Annotated in this window: 17 protein-coding genes; 10 read left to right on the forward strand and 7 right to left on the reverse strand. The window is 74.0% G+C overall.

Going from position 1 to position 18,577, the window contains the following annotated elements; translation table 11 throughout:
• Positions 1-2: 2 nt before the first annotated feature.
• Entirely contained in the window at positions 3-584 is a 582-nt protein-coding gene (locus BLU82_RS07840) for a DUF3558 family protein (RefSeq protein ID WP_092618092.1), read from the reverse strand.
• A gap of 81 nt (positions 585-665) precedes the next feature.
• Positions 666-1,640, reverse strand: a complete 975-nt coding sequence (locus BLU82_RS07845; protein ID WP_197682798.1) for a helix-turn-helix domain-containing protein — start codon at positions 1,638-1,640, stop codon at positions 666-668.
• A 128-nt stretch (positions 1,641-1,768) separates the two neighbouring features.
• On the opposite strand from BLU82_RS07845, the gene BLU82_RS35940 reads away from it, so the two are divergent.
• Complete coding sequence (locus BLU82_RS35940) at positions 1,769-6,061, forward strand: S8 family serine peptidase (protein WP_092618096.1); 4,293 nt, start codon at positions 1,769-1,771, stop codon at positions 6,059-6,061.
• Between the two features lie 33 nt (positions 6,062-6,094).
• On the opposite strand, the gene BLU82_RS07855 is transcribed toward BLU82_RS35940, so the two are convergent.
• Positions 6,095-6,355, reverse strand: coding sequence for a hypothetical protein (locus BLU82_RS07855; protein ID WP_069113953.1), 261 nt, complete (start codon positions 6,353-6,355; stop codon positions 6,095-6,097).
• Between the two features lie 131 nt (positions 6,356-6,486).
• Here BLU82_RS07855 and BLU82_RS07860 point away from each other — a divergent pair, with 131 nt between their 5' ends.
• The 4 genes from BLU82_RS07860 (at position 6,487) to BLU82_RS07875 (ending at position 10,148) form a co-directional block, all read left to right on the forward strand.
• On the forward strand, positions 6,487-7,344 hold the full coding sequence (locus BLU82_RS07860) for a glycerophosphodiester phosphodiesterase family protein (RefSeq protein WP_197682799.1): 858 nt from the start codon (positions 6,487-6,489) through the stop codon (positions 7,342-7,344).
• A gap of 110 nt (positions 7,345-7,454) precedes the next feature.
• Positions 7,455-8,384, forward strand: a complete 930-nt coding sequence (locus BLU82_RS07865; protein WP_092618097.1) for an ATP-binding cassette domain-containing protein — start codon at positions 7,455-7,457, stop codon at positions 8,382-8,384.
• 5 nt (positions 8,385-8,389) lie between these two features.
• The gene (locus BLU82_RS07870) at positions 8,390-9,226 is read left to right on the forward strand and encodes an ABC transporter permease subunit (protein WP_157740704.1); all 837 of its coding nucleotides are present in this window, start codon (positions 8,390-8,392) and stop codon (positions 9,224-9,226) included.
• Between the two features lie 43 nt (positions 9,227-9,269).
• Positions 9,270-10,148 (forward strand): aminoglycoside phosphotransferase family protein, encoded by an 879-nt coding sequence (locus BLU82_RS07875; protein ID WP_157740706.1) that lies wholly within the window; start codon positions 9,270-9,272, stop codon positions 10,146-10,148.
• On the opposite strand, the gene BLU82_RS35945 is transcribed toward BLU82_RS07875, so the two are convergent.
• From BLU82_RS35945 to BLU82_RS07890, 4 genes are all read right to left on the reverse strand, one after another.
• Complete coding sequence (locus tag BLU82_RS35945) at positions 10,145-10,270, reverse strand: hypothetical protein (RefSeq protein WP_255367104.1); 126 nt, start codon at positions 10,268-10,270, stop codon at positions 10,145-10,147. The genes BLU82_RS07875 and BLU82_RS35945 overlap by 4 nt on opposite strands.
• Positions 10,271-10,570: 300 nt before the next feature.
• Positions 10,571-11,161: a histidine phosphatase family protein gene (locus BLU82_RS07880; RefSeq protein ID WP_092618103.1), complete on the reverse strand. Its 591-nt coding sequence runs from the start codon at positions 11,159-11,161 to the stop codon at positions 10,571-10,573.
• Positions 11,158-11,970: a S9 family peptidase gene (locus BLU82_RS07885; protein WP_092625583.1), complete on the reverse strand. Its 813-nt coding sequence runs from the start codon at positions 11,968-11,970 to the stop codon at positions 11,158-11,160. The genes BLU82_RS07880 and BLU82_RS07885 overlap by 4 nt, the downstream gene beginning before the upstream one ends.
• The gene (locus BLU82_RS07890; RefSeq protein ID WP_092618106.1) at positions 11,963-12,565 is read right to left on the reverse strand and encodes a GNAT family N-acetyltransferase; all 603 of its coding nucleotides are present in this window, start codon (positions 12,563-12,565) and stop codon (positions 11,963-11,965) included. The genes BLU82_RS07885 and BLU82_RS07890 overlap by 8 nt, the downstream gene beginning before the upstream one ends.
• Positions 12,566-12,660: 95 nt before the next feature.
• On the opposite strand from BLU82_RS07890, the gene ffh reads away from it, so the two are divergent.
• The 5 genes from ffh to BLU82_RS07915 all read left to right on the forward strand — a co-directional run bounded on the left by ffh (position 12,661) and on the right by BLU82_RS07915 (position 18,562).
• The gene (gene ffh / locus BLU82_RS07895) at positions 12,661-14,262 is read left to right on the forward strand and encodes a signal recognition particle protein (protein WP_092618107.1); all 1,602 of its coding nucleotides are present in this window, start codon (positions 12,661-12,663) and stop codon (positions 14,260-14,262) included.
• A complete protein-coding gene (locus tag BLU82_RS07900) occupies positions 14,259-15,344 on the forward strand; it encodes an amidohydrolase family protein (protein ID WP_092618108.1) in 1,086 nt (361 codons plus the stop codon). Before ffh ends, BLU82_RS07900 begins: the two co-directional genes overlap by 4 nt.
• Positions 15,345-16,491: 1,147 nt before the next feature.
• On the forward strand, positions 16,492-17,103 hold the full coding sequence (locus BLU82_RS07905) for a winged helix-turn-helix domain-containing protein (protein WP_092618109.1): 612 nt from the start codon (positions 16,492-16,494) through the stop codon (positions 17,101-17,103).
• Positions 17,104-17,112: 9 nt separating this feature from the next.
• Positions 17,113-17,337, forward strand: a complete 225-nt coding sequence (locus BLU82_RS07910) for a hypothetical protein (protein ID WP_092618110.1) — start codon at positions 17,113-17,115, stop codon at positions 17,335-17,337.
• 4 nt (positions 17,338-17,341) lie between these two features.
• Entirely contained in the window at positions 17,342-18,562 is a 1,221-nt protein-coding gene (locus BLU82_RS07915) for an MFS transporter (protein ID WP_092618111.1), read from the forward strand.
• The last annotated feature ends 15 nt before the right edge of the window (positions 18,563-18,577 follow it).

Below are 18,577 nucleotides of genomic sequence, written 5' to 3' on the forward strand. Positions count from 1 at the left end.
CGTCAGGGCAGCGCCGGCTCGGCGAGCGCGGCCAGGGCGGCGGCGTGATCGCAGGCCAGCGCCGGGTCGCCGCCGACGGCGGTGGAGTCGAGGCGGGACGTCTCGGTGACGGCGAGGCTGACGACGCAGCCGCCGGTGGTCCCGGTGAACGTCACGGCCTCGTGCGTCCCGACCGGCGGCAGCGGCTGGACGTCCGTCGCGACGATGTCCGCGGCGCCGAGGCCGTCGAACAGCTCGATCGACACGGTGAAGCTCTCGTCCAGCGTCGCGCCCTCGAGCCGGTACCGGCACACCCGCGCCTCGCCGAGCTCCTTCGCCTCGCCGCCGGTCAGCCCGAGCGACGCCAGCGCGGCGGCGTCGGCCATCGCGCACGGGTCCAGCGCGGCCAGCCCGGTGTCGTCACCGCCCGGTGACGGCGACGCCGACGGCTCGGACGGCGCCGCGGACGGCTCGGACGGGACCGCGGACGGCTCGCCGGTCGCGGGGCCGGTCGCCGTGGGCGCGTCGCCGGCCGGGTCGTCGTCCCCGCCGCAGCCGGTCAGCAGGAGCAGGACGGCGGCGGCGGCAGCTGGTATCCGTGGCACGGCGCATCATCCTGGCACGCGTCCCGGCCCGCCGCGGCCGGTTCGGCGCCGAGCAGGCCACTTCCACCTGCCGCGGCCGGTTCACCACCACCCGCGCCGCGCCGCCTGGATCCCGGCCTGGAACCGGTTCGTCGCCTGCAGCTGGTCGAACAGCCGCCGGGTGCGCCGTCGCATCGTCCGCGTCGACAGCCCGAGCTGCCGTGCGATCGCGTTGTCCGTCAGCCCCGCCGCCAGCAGCCGCACCAGCTGGCGGTCCTCGTCAGGCGCGTCCGGGTCGAACGCCGCGGGCGACGACGGCAGCGGCGTCGCCCGCGCCCAGTACACCTCGAACAGTTCCACCAGCGCGTCGAGCAGCGTCGACTCGCGGATCACCAGCCCCTGCGCGTGGCCCACCTCCATCGACAGCGGCAGCAGTGCGACCCGGCGGTCGGCGATGGCCAGCTTCATCGGCAGCCCCGGCAGGACGCGGCCCTGCTCGCCGCGGCGGGTGAGGTCGTCGATCTCGTCCATGGCGCCGGGGACCTCGAGCGCCTCGGGCGCGTAGATGGCCCGCCAGTGCACGCCGCTGTCGAGGCGCACCGGCTCGACCGGGTTGACGGCGGCCAGCACGTACGGCGGGCGGTCCAGCACCATCATCTCCGAGCGCACCTGGTGCTGCAGCCGGACGAACCAGCGGCCCTGCTCCTCGGGCCCGTTGAGCAGTTCGACGGTGCTGCCGCCGCCGGCCTCACGGCGGGCGGCGTGGAAGATCGACGACAGCGCGAGGGCGGAGCCGCGCACCTGGTCGAGCTCGCCGGCGCGCTCGCGGACCAGCGCGTCGAGCGCGGATTCGGGATCGACGGCGGTGTAGCGGCGACGCCGCCCGGACATCCGGATGACCAGACCGAGCGCGCGCAACCGCCCGCACGCGCGGTCGACCCGCCCCTCGGGCTGCCCGAGCTGCTGCGCCAGCGCCGCCGGCGTGGCCTCGACGCAGGTCAGAAGGGCGCGGTAGACCTCTTCGTCGAACGGGGCGAGGCCCACGGGCGCGAGCGAGGAGTCGTCGTCGGTCGTCATCGCCCCAATGTGGCCGCTTTGTGCCACCGGCCGCAAGCGGCCAGCTACAGCCATTGATACACGGAGTCACAACCACTACGAATGTCGCAAACCCGCGGAAACCCCGCCCGCGGTCTGACCTCGGGAGCATGATGATTGCTCGACGACTCCGCGCCGGATCCGGCGCCGCTCTGGCCGTCGCACTCGCGGCGGCCGGCCTGACCCCGTTCGCCACCGGCGCGGCCGCCGAGACCGACCCGGCGGCCGGCCAGGACACCCGCGTCATCGTCCTCATGGCCGGCCCCGACGGCGAACCCGTCGCGCCCGCCGAACTCGCGGCCGCGAGCGCACAGACCGAGCGCGCCGCCGTCGCCGCCCAGCGCACCATGCTGTCGGCCGCCGCGGACCAGGGCATCGACGCCGATGTCGAGCACGAGTTCACCGGCCTGGTGCACGCCGTCGCGCTCACCGTCCCCGCCGACGATGTCGACGCGCTGCGGCAGCTGCCCGGCGTCGCCGACGTCGTACCGGACCAGCGGGTGCGGGCCAGCACCGACGTCAGCGTGCCGCTCGTCGGAGCACCCGAGGTGTGGGAGCAGGAGGCGCCGGCCGGCGGGCCCGCCGACGGCACCGGCACCGTCGTCGCCGTGCTCGACTCCGGCGTCGACTACACCCACCCGTCGCTGGGCGGCGGGTTCGGCCCCGACCACAAGGTCGTCGCGGGCCACGACTTCGTCAACGGCGACGACGACCCGATGGACGACAACGGCCACGGCACCCACGTCGCCGGCATCATCGCCGGCACCGGCGACCCCGCCGCCGCGGTCACCGGCGTCGCACCCGGCGCGCAGCTGACCGCCTACAAGGTGATGAACGCGCGCGGCGAGGGCTGGGAGTCCGACATCATCGCCGGCCTCGAGGCGGCCGTCGACCCGGCCAACCCGTACCGGGCCGACGTGGTGAACATGAGCCTCGGCGGCCCGGGCGACGGCACCGACCCGATCGGTCTCGCGTCCACCGCCGCCACCGAGGCCGGCGTCGTCGTGGTCGCGTCGTCGGGCAACTCCGGCCCCGGTGCGCACACCATGGGCAGCCCGGCGCTGGCCGACGGCGTGCTGTCGGTCGGCGCGTCGGCCAGCGCGCTGGTGCTGCCGACGGCCCGGCTGGCCGCACCCCGCCAGGAGCCGATCGCCACGTTCCGGGTGCCGTTCTCCGCGCCGGCGCCGGAGACGCCCGTGGTCGCCGAGCTGGTCGACGTCGGCGACGGCTACGAGGAGGACTACGACCGCGTCGGTGACGTCACCGGCAAGGTGGTCGCCTACCGGCAGAACCTGCCGGCTCAGATCACCGACGTCGCGCCGTGGATGATCGAGCAGGCCCGGCTGGCGGAGGAGCGCGGCGCCGTCGCGCTGCTCGCCTACATCGACAACTACGGCGGCCCGGTGCTGATGGGCGAGGACCCCGGCGCGCCGTCCGCGCTCGACGGCGGCGCCGAGCCCGGCGTCGTCGACGTGCCGCTGCCGAGCCAGGCGATCTCCGGCGACGACTTCCGGCTGGACCGGCTGGTCGTCATGAGCCTGCTCGAGTCGCAGTGGGACGTGCTGAAGCGCGACCTCGGGGCCGGGCCGGTGCAGGTCGAGATCTCCGGCGAGGACGTCACCGACCAGGTGCTCGGGTTCAGCTCGCGCGGCCCGTCGCCGGACTACTCGATCGAGCCCGACCTCGTGGCGCCCGGCTTCGAGATCATGTCGGCGATCCCCACGCAGTGGTGGGCGCCCGGCCAGTACCGGCTCTCCGGCACCAGCATGGCCGCCCCGCACGTCGCCGGCGCCGCGGCGCTGGTGCGCCAGCTGCACCCCGACGACGCCGTCGGTGACGTGAACTCCCGGCTCACCGGGTCGGCGGCGCCGGTCGAAGCCGGCCCCACCATCTCCGGCGCGGGACGGCTCGACGTCGCCGCCGCGGCGGCCGCGGACCTGATCGCGTCGCCCGCCTCGGTGTCGCTCGGCCTGGCCGACCTCACCACCCCGGTCATCGGCGGCAGCGGCACGACCACCCTGCGCAACACGTCGGACGCCGACGTCACGGTCGCGCTGACGGCGCGGTCCGCCCCCGGCAGCGCCGGCACGGCCACCGTCACGCCGGCCGAGGCGACCATCCCCGCCGGGGGTGAGCTCGCGGTCGAGGTCACGGTGTCCGCGGACCGGCCCGAGCAGGACGCCGACCTCTCCGGCTGGATCGTCGCCACCGCAGGCGACGAGGAGGTCCGGGTGCCGTATCTGCTGGCCGCGCGCGGCCTCGTCGTGCAGACGTCGCCCGACCCGAGCGACGGCGCCTCGGAGGCGTTCATCTGGACGCCCGGCCCGCTCGGCGAGCCGCCGACGGTGACGGTGACGCCGCCGCGCGGCCGCCCGGTCACCGTCCAGGCCGAGCTCGACCACGGCAGCTGGTACCGCGCCGCCCTCACCGGCCCGGACGTCGGCGCCTACGCCGTCGACGTCTCGGCCACCACACAGGACGGCGTCGGCCTGATCGGCTCGGCGACGTTCGAGGTGGTCGCGCCGGTCGGCAACTCGAACAGCCCGGCCTCCTGGCAGCCGATCGGCCCGAACTCCGGCGCCGGCCCCATCGCGACAACCCCGGCCGACCCGGACGTCGCCGCCATCACCCAGTACCTGAAGGCCGGGCCGTGGACCACCGACGACGGCGGCGAGTCCTGGCGCCAGCACAACCGGCTGCCCGTCGCCGGCGGCACCGGCAACGGCAACCTCGTCGTGGCCGCCGACGACCCGGACGTCATGTGGTACGCGGTCAACGGGTCGACCGGCGGGTTCCTCAACACCACCACCGACCCCGCCTACCGGGGCCGCATCCTGCGCACCGAGGACGGCGGCGAGACGTGGCGGCAGCTCGACGTCCCGGACGTCTCCACGATCGCGCTGGTCAGTGACCCGCAGACGCAGGTCCTGGTGGCCGTCACCGCCGACGCCCTGCTGGTCAGCCGCGACCGCGGCGACACCTGGGTCAGCCACCCCAACCTCGCCGGCAGCGAGCTGACCGGCGCCGCCGTCTCCGGCGACGACCTGTTCGTGGCCGACCTCGACGGCGTCTGGGCGGTCCGCGGGCTGATCGCCGGCGACCCGACCGGCACCGAGCAGATCTACACGGCGAAGGAGGGCTTCGTCGAGGGCATCGCCGCCGACGACGACCTGCTTGCGCTGCTGGTCGACGACGTCGTCGTCGGCTCGCACGACGGCGGCGGCAACTGGGACGTCAACTACCCGATCCCGGACGGCGGCGCGCTCGACATCGTCCTCAGCGACGACGTGCTGATGGTCACCACGTACCGCCCGGTGCAGCACGTCAGCCGCGACGGCGGGCAGACCTGGGCCGAGCTGCCGCAGCCGGTGGCCGGCGCCGTCGAGGACGACGTCGTGCCGTGGGGCGACGGCCTGCTGTGGTCGTCGCCGGGCGCGGGCCTGTTCGCCGTCGACGAGGACGGCGAGAACCCGGAGCGCCTCGGTGTTCAGGCGGCGACGCCGTACGACCTGGAGATCGTCGGCGGCGACACCCTGCTGGCCGGCACCGATTACGACGTGTACTCCACCGGCCTGCCGAACCGGCCGAAGCTGCCGGCCGGCGGCACCGAGTGGGGGCTGTCGGGGTACGAGGCCTACATCGGCACCCGGGTGGGGCAGCTCGCCGCCGACCCGCAGGACCCGGAGACGGTGTGGAAGGTCCGCAAGGACGCGCTGTCGCAGTTCTGGGTCTACCGCAGCACCGACGGCGGCCAGGAGTGGGAGCACCTCACCAGCACCAACGAGGTCCCGTTCGACCTCGCCGTCTCGCCGGCCGACAGCGGCCGCGTCGTGATCCCGTTCTGGAGCCTCGGCGGCGTCGGCGTGTACGTCACCGACGACGACGGCCAGAGCTGGCGCAAGCAGTTCCACAGCGAGATGTTCACCACCGTCGCCATGGACCCGGACGACCCGGACGGGCTCTGGCTGGGCAGCGCGTCCGGCCTGTACCGCTCCGACGACTTCGGGCGGACGGTGCGCAAGGTCGCCGACGGCCAGGTGACCTCCGTCGCGGTGGACGGTGAGCGGGTCGTCGCCGGCGGCGCCGCCATCCAGGTCAGCGACGACGGCGGCGAGACGTTCCGCACCGCCGACACCGGCGGGGTGCCGATGTCGGTCGCCGACCTGATCGTGTCGCCGGCCGATCCGGACACCTGGTACGCCGCGACCACGTCGTTCTCCGCGAACGGCCTGATCAAGGGCGGCCGCGGCGTCCTGCGCAGCAGCGACGGCGGGCAGACCTGGGTGAACGTGTCCCAGGGCCTGCAGAACCTCGCCGTGGTGTCGCTGGAGATCAGCCCGGACGGGCGCTGGCTCTACGCCGGCACCCAGCTGGGCGGCGTGCACCGGATCCGCACCCGGTAGGCCGCAGCGCGCGACGAGTGGGACGACGCGGAGTCAGCCGTCGTCCCACTCGTCGCGCAGTTCCTTGCGCAGCACGTCGACCTGCACCATCAGCGCACCGAGCAACTCCTCGCGGTTCAGCCGGTTGGTGGTGCGGTACGACCACGCGGGCCGCCCGTCCGCGTCGAGGACCTTGATCAGCACGAACGCCTCGATGGCCGTCTCGCCCTGCGCGAGCGGGTGCACCTCGAGGCCGCTGAGCACCTGAGCGACCGGCACGCGCTCGTCGCCGATCGAATCGGGGTCGCTGTCCATGGAGCACATCCAAGCACCCGCCGCCGGCACGCCGCGCGGGCGGTCTTCACCCAGGAGTCGACCCAGGTCCGACTCCGCGTCACGTCCCGGTGTCAGCCTGGCGGCCACCCATCCGGATCGGAGGATCCATCGTGCGGATCGCCAGCATCGCCAGACTCGCCGGGCTCGTCGTGACCTCGGTGCTGATCGTCTCCCCCGCAGCCGCCGTCGCGGCGGACGAGGCCGACGGGCCCGCCGTCATCGCCCATCGCGGGTCGTCCGGCATCGCGCCGGAGAACACGGCCGCCGCCGTCCGGGCCGCCGTCCGCCAGCGCGCGGACGTCGTCGAGATCGACGTCCAGCGGACGAAGGACGGGCGGCTGGTGAACTTCCACGACTGCACCCTGGAACGCACCACCGACGTGGAGGAGCGCTTCCCGGGCCGGGCGTCGTACCGGGTGTCCGACTTCACATGGGCCGAGCTGCGCACTCTCGACGCCGGCTCCTGGTTCGACGAGAGCTTCGCTGGCGAGCCGATCATCACCGTACGGGAGGTGATCCGGCTGCTCGGCCGGCACACCGGCATGCTGGCCGAGATCAGCCCGTGCGGGCACTACGCCGGCACGGGCCTGCCGGAGCAGCTGGCCGCCGAGCTGAGCGCGATCCCGGGCTACGTCGACGGCGCTCTGGCGGACGGCCGGCTCGGCGTGCAGTCGTTCGTGGTCGCCGACGCGCGGGCGTTCCAGGCCGCGCTGCCGGAGGTGCCGATCGGCCTGCTCGACGCCGACCGGCCCACCGAGGCGGAGCTGCTGGAGCTGTCGGCCTGGGCGGACCAGGTGAACCCGCAGTTCACCGTCACCGACCAGGCGCTGATCGACCGCGTCCACGAGCTGGGCATGGAGATCAACGTGTGGACGGTCAACGAGCCCGGCGCCATGCGGCGCATGCGCGACCTGGGCGTCGACGGGATCATCACCGACTTCCCGCAGTCGCTGACCCAACGGGGCTGAGGACGTCTCCGGGGCCGGCTCAGGGACCACCCCGAAATGTCCCTGAGTCAGCCCTGAAACCACCCTTGAACTGCTGTTTCATCGACGGCGATGGCCGTAACGTGACGGCCATGATCACAGCGGAACGGCTGACGAAACGCTACGGAGACAAGACCGCGGTCGACGCGATCGACTTCACGGTCCGGCCCGGCGCGGTCACCGGCTTCCTGGGCCCGAACGGCGCCGGGAAATCCACGACCATGCGCATGGTGATGGGCCTCGACCACCCGTCCGGCGGCCGCGTCACCGTGAACGGCCGCGCCTACCGCGACCTCCCCGCGCCGCTGCACGAGGTCGGCGCGCTGCTGGAGGCGAAGGCGATCCACGGCGGCCGCACTGCGCACAACCACCTGCTGTGGCTGGCGAAGACCAACGGCATCTCCCGCCGCCGCGTCGACGAGGTCATCGGCATGGTCGGGCTGGACGCCGTCGCGCGCAAGCGGTCCGGCGGGTTCTCGCTCGGCATGGGCCAGCGCCTCGGCATTGCCGCCGCGTTGCTCGGCGACCCCGGCGTGCTGCTGTTCGACGAGCCGGTCAACGGCCTCGACCCGGAGGGCATCCGGTGGATCCGCACCCTCATCCGGTCGCTGGCCGCCGAGGGCCGGACGGTATTCGTGTCCAGCCACCTCATGTCGGAGATGGCGCTGACCGCCGACCACCTGCTGGTCATCGGCCGCGGCGCGATCCTCGCCGACACCGACATGTCCGACTTCATCGCCCGCAACTCCGCCGCCCACGTCCGGGTCCGCTCGCCCCAGGGCGGCGCGCTGGCCGACGCGCTGCGCGAGCAGGGCTGGGCCATCCGCCGCGACGACGACGGCGCACTGCTCGTCGACGGCGCCACACCCGAGCAGATCGGCGACGTCGCCGGCTCGCGCGGGCTGTACCTGCACGAGCTGAGCGCGGTCAGCGCCTCGCTCGAGGAGGCCTTCATGCGCCTCACCGCCGACAGCGTCGAGTACCACGCCCGCACCGACCAGCCCGTCCCCGCCGGAGTGTGACCACCATGAGCACGTCCTCGACCCTGACAGCGCCGGCGTCGCCGCCGGCCCACCGCGCCGACGTCGGCCGGCCCCGGCTCACATTCGGCCGCATCCTCGACGCCGAGTGGACCAAGATCCGCACCGTCCGCTCCACCGTCTGGACGCTCACCTCGCTGTTCGTCCTCAGCGTCGGGTTGACGGCGCTGATCTGCTGGGGCGTCGCCGGTGAACTCGCCGACGACAGCGCCGGCGAGCCGGTCGGCGCGTTCGTCACCTGGGGCCTGATGTTCGGCCAGCTCGCCGCGCTCGTCCTGGGCATCCTGGTAGCGACCGCCGAGTACTCCAGCGGCATGATCCGCACCACCCTCGCCGCGGCGCCGCGCCGGTGGTCGGTGCTGGCCGCCAAGACGACGGTGCTCACCGCGCTACTGCTGGTCCTGGGCGCCATCACGTCGACCGTCGCGATCCTGGCCGGCAACTTCTTCCTCGACCGCGAGGGGATCGGCTTCTCCCTCAGCGACCCCGACGTGCTGCGGACGATGGCCGGCGGCGGCCTCTACCTCGCCGTGCTGGGCGTGTTCGGCCTGGGCCTCGGCCTGCTGATGCGCCACACCGCCGGCGCGGTCACCGTCGGCATCGCGCTGATCTTCGTCGTCGGCAACCTCGTCGGCCTCATCCCCGGCGCGACCGGCGAGTGGCTGACGAAGCTGATGCCGGGCAACGCCGGCACGACCATGGCCACGGTCGAGTCCTTCAACCCCGACCTGCTGGGCCCGTGGACCGGCATCGGGGTGTTCGCCGGCGAGGCGGCGCTGCTGCTGCTGGTCGCGGGCTGGCTGTTCTCCAAGCGCGACGCCTGAAAACGGTGTGCGCGGCGGCGGTCGCGTCGGTTTGAATACCGGCGTGACCGCCTTCGCGCTGCCCACGAAACTGGCCGAGTTCGCCGCCGGCGGTCAGGAGCCGCGGCTCACGCGGTGGGCGGCGACGCTGCCGTCGGTGCTGCCGGCGGTGGTGGCGCGGTGGGAATTGGACGTCGACGAGGCGTACGAGCCGGGCGGGCAGTGCTCGTGGGTGGCGCCGGCCACCACGGCCGCCGGCGACCCCGTCGTCCTCAAGGTCGGCTTCCGGCACCCCGAGGCCGAGCACGAGGCCGCCGGCCTGCGGTTCTGGGACGGCGACGGCGCCGTGCGGGTCTACGCCGACGAGACCTCCGGCGACACCAGCGCGCTGCTGCTGGAACGGGCCGAGCCGGGCACGCCGCTGGCCCGGTCGCTGCCGCCGCTCGAGCAGGACGTCGTGCTGGCCGGGCTGCTGCGCCGGCTCTGGCGCCGTCCGCCCGAGGGGCACCCGTTCCGCTCGCTGGCGTCGATGTGCGAGTTCTGGGCCCGCGACTTCGACCAGCGCGTCGACGCCGCACCGGCCCGGTTCGACCGCGGCCTGCTCCGCGAGGGCGTCACGCTCTACCGCGAACTGCCCCTGACCAGTGACGACGACGTCCTGCTCTGCACCGACCTGCATCCCGAGAACATCGTCGCGGCGCGACGCGAGCCGTGGCTGGTCATCGACCCCAAGCCGTACGTCGGCGACCGCACCTACGACGCCACGCAGCACATGTTCAACATGGACCGCCTGATGGCCGACCCCGGCGCGCTGTCCGACCGCATGGCCGGCCTGCTCGACCTCGACCCGAAGCGGCTGCGGCTCTGGCTGTTCGCCCGCTGCGCCCAGGAGGCGCCCGAGTGGCACGACCTCTACGACGTCGCGGTGAAGCTGGCGCCCTAGAACTCGCGCCGCATCACCACCCGCCGCGGGGTCGGGCGTGCGACCTCGACGTGCAGCTCCTCCTGGAGCACTGCGGTCGTGGTGATCGGGTAGCCCTCGACGGCGGTTGCGCCGCGGCCCACGGCACCCGGAACACCCGGCGCAGCCCGGCGTAGTCCGCGCGCGGCTTGACGGCACACCACCCGGCTGGCTCACCGTCCAGGTAGCCGACGAGACCGGCGGTACGCCCCGCCGCGACGTCGTTGCACGCGGTCTCGTCGCGTAGACGGCCGGCACGGACCTCGGCCGGCGCCGACGCGAACGATTCTGCTGGTGCCAGCTGGTACCGCTGGCACCAGCACCGCGAGGCCGGTCCGCGGGTGCCGAACACCGCTCGTAGGTCGTCCCAGCCCGCCCGGTTCGCCGGTACCGCCGCGATCACGTCAGACCCGCAGGGCGTCCGGGAACCCCGTCCACCGCAGCTCGTCGGGCAGGTGCCGGGTGTCGTTGTGCACCAGGACCGACGGCGCGCGCTCCGGCGCGTAGCGGATCACCGTCAGCGCCGCGTTGCCCTGGTTGACCGTCAGCCACCGCCACGGCGCCGCGTCGAGCGCGTGCCGCAGCAGCCAGCCGATCGTGAACGCGTGTGTCACCACCAGCTCGTGCCGCTCGGCGTCGCCGTCCGCGGTTCCGGTGAACCGCCGCACCGCCTCGGCCGCGAGCTCCGCGCCGCCGTCGTCGTCGACCTGGTCGACGAAGCCCTGGTAGGCCGCGGGGACGTCGTCGCGGTGCGGCACGTAGTCGCCGGCCGCCGCCGTCTGCGCCGGCTCGACCCGGAGTGCCGCGGCGACGATGCGCGCGGTCTCGGCCGCGCGCGGGAGCGGGCCGTGCCAGACCGCGTCGAACCGGCGCCCGCCGTCGCGCAGACGCTGCCCGAGCAGTTCGGCCTGCCGGCGGCCGGCGGCGTTCAGCCCGGTGTCGTCGGGCGCGGCCTCGGCGTGGCGGGCGAGGTACAGGTAGCGGGTGGCGGTCATGCGCTCCTCATCAGCTCGCCGACGGCGTCCAGCACGGCCGGCCAGGCGCTCGACTCGGGGTCGATGAGGCCGAAATGCTCCACGCCGTCCAGTTCTCGCAGCGTCGCGTCCGCGCCGGCCGCCGCGGCGTAGCGGCGGCTGAGCTCCGGCGGCACCTGCCGGTCGGCGGTGCCGTGCAGCAGTCTGACGGGTCGCCCGGGCGGCGCCAGCGCCTGCGGGTCGGCGACGGCGTACCGCTCCGGCCGCTCGTCCGGCCCGCCGCCGAGCAGCTCGTCCGCCGCGCCGCCGTCCAGCCGCAGCTCGGACGCCGTACGCAGGTCGAGCACCCCGGCCAGCGACACCACCCCGGCCGGCGGCGACTGCGGTGCGGGCGGGGCCCAGCGGGACCCGGCCGGCAGCCGTCCCCGCGACGCCGCCCAGACGGCGAGGTGGGCGCCCGCGGAGTGCCCCACGTGCACGACCTGGCCCGGCTCCACCGGCACGACCTCGGCGACCAGCCGCGGCGCCGCGTCCAGCGCCGCCGCCACGTCGTCGAACGTCACCGGCCAGCCGCCGCCCGCCCCCGTCCGCCGATACTCGACCGCCGCCACCGCGTACCCCGCCGCGGCGAAGCCGGCGCAATCGGACCACGCGTGCCGCCGGTCGTACTCCGCCCGCCAGAACCCGCCGTGCACCACCACCACGAGCGGCCGCGCCCCGCCGCCGTCCGCCGCCCACACGTCGATCACCTGGTCGGGAAGCTCGCCGTAGGTCACCGTCCGCCGTGGCGGGGGAGCGGCCCGGGTCAGCACCTCGCGCGGGTCACGCACGCGCCGCACCGCCCAGGTCGTGGCGCATGACCCACCGCGGCCGCCGGGCGCTGGTCGCGTCCGTCGCGGCGATACGCGCGAACCCGGCCCGCTCGAACATCCCCGTCGTGCCGACGTAGGCCAGCGACGTGCTGAGCCGCGCCCCGCCGGACTCGACCGGGTAGCCCTCCAGCGCGGGCGCGCCGTGCGCCGCCGCGAACGCGACCGCCTCGTGCAGCAGCTCCTCCGCCAGTCCGCGCCGCCGGTAGCCCGTCCGCACCACGAAGCACACGACCGACCACACCGGGAGGTCGTCGACCGGCCGGATCGTCGTCGAGCGGACCAGCCGCGCCATCGCCGTCCGCGGCCCGACGTGGCACCAGCCGGCCGGTTCGCCGTCGACGTAGGCCAGCAGGCCGGGCGGCAGCGGGCCGGCGACCAGCTCGTGCAGCCGGTCCTCGCGGTCCGGGTCGGGCAGCCGCCCGAACTCGCCCGACGGCAGCCGCCAGGCCAGGCACCAGCAGGCGCCGGCGCCTTCGCCGCGCGGCGCGAGCAGGACGCGCAGATCGTCCCAGCGATCCGCCGTCGCGGGGTGGATCCGGACGTCGTCGGCCATACGGGCAGTCTGGCGCATGCCACGGGGGAGGGCAGCGCGTTAGGCTTGCGAGGGACTCCCGTACCCTGCCGACGACCCCGAGGACATCAGCAGACGTGTTCGCCACGCTCACCGACCGCCTGACCGCGACGTTCAAGAACCTGCGCGGCAAGGGTCGCCTCTCCGAGGCCGACATTGACGCCACCGCCCGCGAGATCCGCGTCGCGCTGCTCGAGGCCGACGTCGCGCTGCCGGTGGTCAAGGACTTCATCGCGGCGGTGCGTGAGCGCGCCCGCGGCGAGGAGGTCTCGCAGGCGCTCAACCCGGCCCAGCAGATGATCAAGATCGTCAACGACGAGCTGGTCCGCATCCTGGGCGGCGAGACCCGCCGGCTGCGGTTCGCCAAGCAGCCGCCGACGGTCGTCATGCTCGCTGGTCTGCAGGGCGCCGGTAAGACGACGCTGGCGGGCAAGCTCGCGCTCTGGCTGAAGGAGCAGGGCAAGCAGCCGCTGCTCGTCGCGGCCGACCTCCAGCGCCCCAACGCCGTCACCCAGCTGCAGGTGGTCGGCGAGCGCGCCGGCGTCGCGGTGTGGGCGCCCGAGCCGGGCAACGGCGTGGGCGACCCCGTCGCCGTCGCGAAGTCCAGCATCGAGCACGCCACCAGCCGCCTCTACGACGTCGTCCTCGTCGACACCGCCGGCCGGCTGGGCGTCGACGAAGAGCTGATGAAGCAGGCCGCCGACATCCGCGACGCCGTGAAGCCCGACGAGACGCTGTTCGTCGTCGACGCCATGATCGGCCAGGACGCCGTCACCACCGCGCTCGCCTTCCAGGACGGCGTCGGCTTCGACGGCGTCGTCCTCACCAAGCTCGACGGCGACGCCCGCGGTGGCGCCGCGCTGTCCGTCGCGTCGGTCACGGGCAAGCCGGTGATGTTCGCGTCGGCGGGCGAGAAGCTCACCGACTTCGACGTGTTCCATCCCGAGCGGATGGCCTCGCGCATCCTCGACCTCGGCGACATGCTCACGCTGATCGAGTCGGCCCAGAAGGCGTTCGACGCCGAGCAGGCCGAGGAGATGGCCCGCAAGCTGCAGGCCAAGGGCGGTAAGGACTTCACCTTCGACGACTTCCTGCAGCAGATGCAGGCGATCAAGAAGATGGGGTCGTTCAAGAGCCTGCTCGGCATGCTCCCCGGCGCCGGCCAGATGCGCGAGGCGCTCGACTCCTTCGACGAGCGCGAGCTCGACCGCGTCCAGGCCATCGTCCACTCCATGACGCCGGGCGAGCGGGCCAACCCGAAGATCATCAACGGCTCGCGCCGCGCCCGCATCGCGAAGGGCTCCGGCCGCCAGGTCAGCGAGGTCAACCAGCTGGTCGAGCGGTTCTTCATGGCCCGCGAGATGATGAGCCAGGCCGCGCGGGGCAAGCTCGGCGGCATCCCGGGCATGCCCGGCATGGCCGGTGGCATCCCCGGCATGCCCGCCATCGGCGGCAAGAAGAGCAAGGGCAAGCAGCCGAAGCAGGGCAAGAAGGGCAAGCGCGGGGCGCGCTCGGGCAATCCGGCCAAGCGGGCGGCGCAGCTCGCGGCCGCCGACGAGAAGCGCGCGGCCGAGCCGCAGCCCGGCCAGCTGCCGTCCGCGTTCGGCGGTTCCGCCCCCGAGGGCGACGGCGACTTCGACCTGCCCGACGACATCGCGCAGTTCCTCAAGCGTCGGTGACCCCGTCGCCTGCCCTGCACCTGCGGGGCGTGGTCCTGCCCGAGGCCGAGCACCGCGACCTCTGGGTGCGTGACGGCGCCGTCACGTACGAGCCGGTGCCCGACGCGGTCAGCGTGGGCACGGGCTGGATCCTGCCCGGCCTCGTCGACCTCCACTGCCACGTCGGCCTCGACGCCGGCGGCGCCGTCCCCGACGACGTCGCCGAGCAGCAGGCGCTCACCGACCGCGACATCGGCGTCCTCCTCGTCCGCGATGCCGGCTCGCCCGCCGACACCCGCTGGATCGACGACCGCGACGACCTCCCGCGCGTCGTCCGGGCCGGCCGTCACATCGCCCGCACCAAGCGCTACCTGCGCAACTTCGGCTGGGAGATCGAGCCCGACGAGCTCGTCGCGTACGTCGAGCAGGAGGCCCGCCGCGGCGACGGCTGGGTCAAGCTCGTGGGCGACTGGATCGACCGCGACAAGGGTGACCTCTCGCCGTGCTGGCCGCGGTGGGCGCTGGACGCCGCCATCGAGCGGGCGCACGAGCTGGGCGCCCGGGTGACGGCGCACGTCTTCGGCGAGGACGCGCTGCCCGACCTCCTCGGCGCCGGCATCGACGGCATCGAGCACGGCACCGGGTTGTCGCCTGATCTCGTCGCCCACATGGCCTCCCACGGGGTGTCGCTCGTCCCCACCCTCGTCAACATCGCCAACTTCCCCAAGTTCGCGGCCCAGGGCGAGGCGAAGTTCCCCGGGTACGCGGCGCACATGCGCTCGCTGCACGCGCGGCGCTACTCCAACGTTCGCGATGCCTACGACGCCGGCGTGCCCGTGTACGCAGGCACCGACGCCGGGGGTCAGCTGCCGCACGGGCTGCTCGCGCGCGAGGTGCTCGAGTTCGTCGCCGCCGGCATCCCCGCCGAAGCCGCCGTCGCGGCCGCCTCCTGGAAGGCGCGGTCGTACCTGCTCGGCGGCAGCGGACTCCTGGAGGAGGGCGCTACCGCCGACCTCTGCCTCTACGCCGACGACCCCCGCGTCTCGCCGAAGACCCTCCTCGACCCCGTCCGCATCATCCTCCGCGGCCGCGTCGTCCGCTGAGCTCCATGATCATCCACCGTTGACGACCTCCTAACGTCGCCACTCGTTGATGATCGCCCCGGGTCGGCGCCGCCCGACCAGCCGCCGGCGGCGTGCGGAGCGGGACGGCGTGTGCGGACCGTGGCGGGGTGCGGATTGGGACGGCGTGCCGGGTGTGGTGCGCGGTGCGCGCGTGTGGGGTGGCGCGTGCGGAGCGTGGCGGGGTGCGGATTGGGACGGCCTGCCGGGCGCGGTGTGGGACAGCGTGCCGGGAGTGGTGCGTGGCGGGGTATGGGGCGTGGTGCACGGCGCGCAGTTCGTGGTGTGTGGTGCACGGCGCGCAGTTCGTGGTGTGTGGTGCACGGCGCGCGGTTCGCGGCGCGAGGTTGTCGGTGCCCGCCCGTAGGGTGGGCCCCACCCGGGCCGGGAGGGGTCTACCTACCACCGCGCGACGCGACGCTCGAGCAGCGCCGTCGTGAACTCGCGCCGCTTCCACCCAGTCACCGGGCCCTCGGTCGGCTTTCGCGGCAAGACCATCCAGGTTTCGGGGCGCGATAGCACCACCACACCTGGATGATCATGGCACGGTGACCGGCCAGCGGGCCCGGACCAACCGCGGAGCCGGTAGCCGCACGCGACGCGGCCAGAGGTGGCCAGCGAACCGGGACCAGCAGCGGCGTCGGTAGCCGAACCCGGCGCGGCCAGTGAGCGGCCAGCGACGGCGACCTGGAGCGGAGCCGGTGGCCGAACCCGACGCGGCCAGAGGTGGCCAGCGAACCGGGACCAGCAGCGGAGCCGGTAGCCGGAACACCACCCACGACCCGTCAGCGGCCAGCGGAGCCGAACTCCAGCAGAGCTGGAAGCCCGGGCCCATTTTCCGGCCGGCCCCCTGACGCTCCTTTCACGGGGGCGCGGGCGGCCGGGTCAAGCGGTCCTCCGTCGCGCGAAGCGCCAAGCAGAAGGTCCGCTTGAGGCGGCCTCCCGCGCCCCCGACCATCGAGAGCAGCAGGGGGCTGGCGGAACGCGGCAGACCCAACCAACGGAAGCCCGGCCAACCCGAGCCCGGCCAACCCGAGCGGCCAACCCGAGCCCGGCCAACCAAAGAAGAACAAGACTTATTGCTCAACAACCCTTGCTAAAGAACTCTTTAGCAAGGTACCTTTAGGTCATGCCCAGCGATCAGCCCCAGAAGGTCACCGACCCGCAGTCGATGCGGGCGCTGGCCCACCCGCTCCGCCTCCAGCTCATGGACCTCCTGGGCATCGAGCCCGAGCTGACCGCCACCGAGTGCGCCGAACGCACCGGCGAGAGCGTCGCCAGCTGCTCGTTCCATCTGCGCATGCTGGCGAAGTACGGCTACGTCGAGCTGGGCGAGCCGCGTGGACGCGAGAAGCCGTGGCGCCTGGTCAGCCGCAACCGCACCGTCGGCCCGGACGTCGAGAACCCCGAGTCGGTGCGGGAGGCGTCGGCGTTCGCGCGCATCGTGGTCGAGCGTGAGGCCGACCGCCTGCTGCGCACCATCGGCCGGGCGGCGGAGCTGGGTCCGGGCTGGGATCAGTCCATGGTCATCAACACGTCCAGTTTCTGGTTGACGCGCGACGAGCTCACCGAGGTCATGGACCGGCTGGGCGCGTTCACCGACGACATCGTGGCGCGGTACGGGCACCGCCGCGAAGATCCCGCGTCCCGGCCCGACGACGCCCGGGTCGTCCACTTTCTCGGCGCCCTGAGCCCCGATCCCGACCTCGACACCCACAGCACCGCAGACCACGAGCAGTAGGAGACCGCCATGTTCATCGAGCCCAGCCTCCACCACGACCCGCACGCCGAGCGCCGCACGTCCGCCGCCCACTACCGGGCCCGCCGCGACCTCGTCCGCGCCCGCCGGTTACGCCGCTGGGCCGACCGGTCCGCCCGGCTCGCCGCCCGTCTCGACCGCCGAGCCGGCGCGACGGCGAGCGTGGCTAGCGCGGCGAGCGCGCGCCCCGTCACCCGGCTGATCAGCGCGGCCTGAGCCGGTGCCGTCCGCGCTGGCGCACCGGCCGTTCCGCCGGCTCACCGTCGCCTGGACCTTCAGCAACTTCGGCGACAGCGCGCTGTACCTGACGGTCGCGATCTGGGCCAAGGATCTCACCGGCAGCAACGGCGCCGCGGGCCTCGTGTTCCTGATGCTCGGCCTGCCGGTGTTCCTGGCACCGCTGGCCGGGCAGCTGGCCGACCGCCTGTCCCGTAAGCGCCTGGTCGCGGCCGTCAACGTCGTCGCGGCCGCCGGAGTGCTGGCGCTGCTCGCCGTCGACGACGCCGCCGACCTGTGGCTGATCTACCTGGTCACGTTCGGGTACGGCTGGGTCGGCTACGTCACCAGCGCGGCGCAGTCGGGGCTGCTCAGGGACCTGCTCGACGACGACGACCTCGCCGGCGCGAACGGGCTGCTCACGACGCTCGATCAGGGGCTGCGGCTGCTCACCCCGCTGGCCGGCGCCGGCGTCTACGCGCTGTACGGGGGCGGCGCGGTCGCGGTCCTGACGGCGTCCATGCTGGTCATCGCGGCACTGGTGGTCATGACGGTGCGGGTCGACGAGAGCCCGCCGACGCCGGCCGCGGAACGCGAGGGGTTCCGGCGCGAGCTGACCGCCGGGTTCCGGCACCTGCGCGCCACGCCCCAGCTGGCCGACCTCACGCTGCTGCTGGGCGTCGCGGTCGCGATCACCGGCCTCGCCAACTCCACGACGTTCGCCGTCGTCGAGGCGCTGGGCATGCCCAGCGAGTTCTTCGGCGTCATCGCCAGCGTTCAGGGCGGCGGCTCGATCGTCGGCGGCCTGACGGTGGCGCTGCTGATCAAGCGGACGGGGGAGCGGACGGCGGTGGGCGTCGGGCTCGCGGCGGTCGCCGCCGGGCTGGTCGCCGCGCTGGCGCCGTCCACCCTCGTCGTGTCGGCCGGAGCGGTGGTGGTCGGGCTGGGCGTGGTGTGGGCCGTCGTCGGCATGGTGACGCTGCGGCAGCGGCTCACCCCGGCCCGCCTGCAGGGCCGCACGTCCGCCGCCACGAACATGGTGCTCAACGGGCCGCAGGTCGCCGGCACCGCCGCAGGCGCGGCGCTGATCTCCGTCGTCGACTACCGCGTGCTCGTCGCCGCCATGGCCGTCACGGTCCTGACCTGCGGCATCGTCCTCCTCTCCCGTCGAATGGCCGCGCCCGCCGCCGTCACGGACGAGCAGCCGGCCGCCCAGACGGTGTAGGAGTTGGGTCCGCGC

The sequence above is a fragment of the Jiangella sp. DSM 45060 genome (genome assembly GCF_900105175.1).
Lineage (GTDB): Bacteria > Actinomycetota > Actinomycetes > Jiangellales > Jiangellaceae > Jiangella.

Coding starts and splice junctions, on each gene's coding strand:
- BLU82_RS07865 (WP_092618097.1), top strand. CDS start 7,455: ATGATCACAGCGGAACGGCTGACGAAACGCTACGGAGACAAGACCGCG.
- BLU82_RS07910 (WP_092618110.1), top strand. CDS start 17,113: ATGTTCATCGAGCCCAGCCTCCACCACGACCCGCACGCCGAGCGCCGC.
- BLU82_RS07855 (WP_069113953.1), bottom strand. CDS start 6,355: ATGGACAGCGACCCCGATTCGATCGGCGACGAGCGCGTGCCGGTCGCT.
- BLU82_RS07905 (WP_092618109.1), top strand. CDS start 16,492: ATGCCCAGCGATCAGCCCCAGAAGGTCACCGACCCGCAGTCGATGCGG.
- BLU82_RS07880 (WP_092618103.1), bottom strand. CDS start 11,161: ATGACCGCCACCCGCTACCTGTACCTCGCCCGCCACGCCGAGGCCGCG.
- BLU82_RS07845 (WP_197682798.1), bottom strand. CDS start 1,640: ATGACGACCGACGACGACTCCTCGCTCGCGCCCGTGGGCCTCGCCCCG.
- BLU82_RS07870 (WP_157740704.1), top strand. CDS start 8,390: ATGAGCACGTCCTCGACCCTGACAGCGCCGGCGTCGCCGCCGGCCCAC.
- BLU82_RS35940 (WP_092618096.1), top strand. CDS start 1,769: ATGATGATTGCTCGACGACTCCGCGCCGGATCCGGCGCCGCTCTGGCC.
- BLU82_RS07890 (WP_092618106.1), bottom strand. CDS start 12,565: ATGGCCGACGACGTCCGGATCCACCCCGCGACGGCGGATCGCTGGGAC.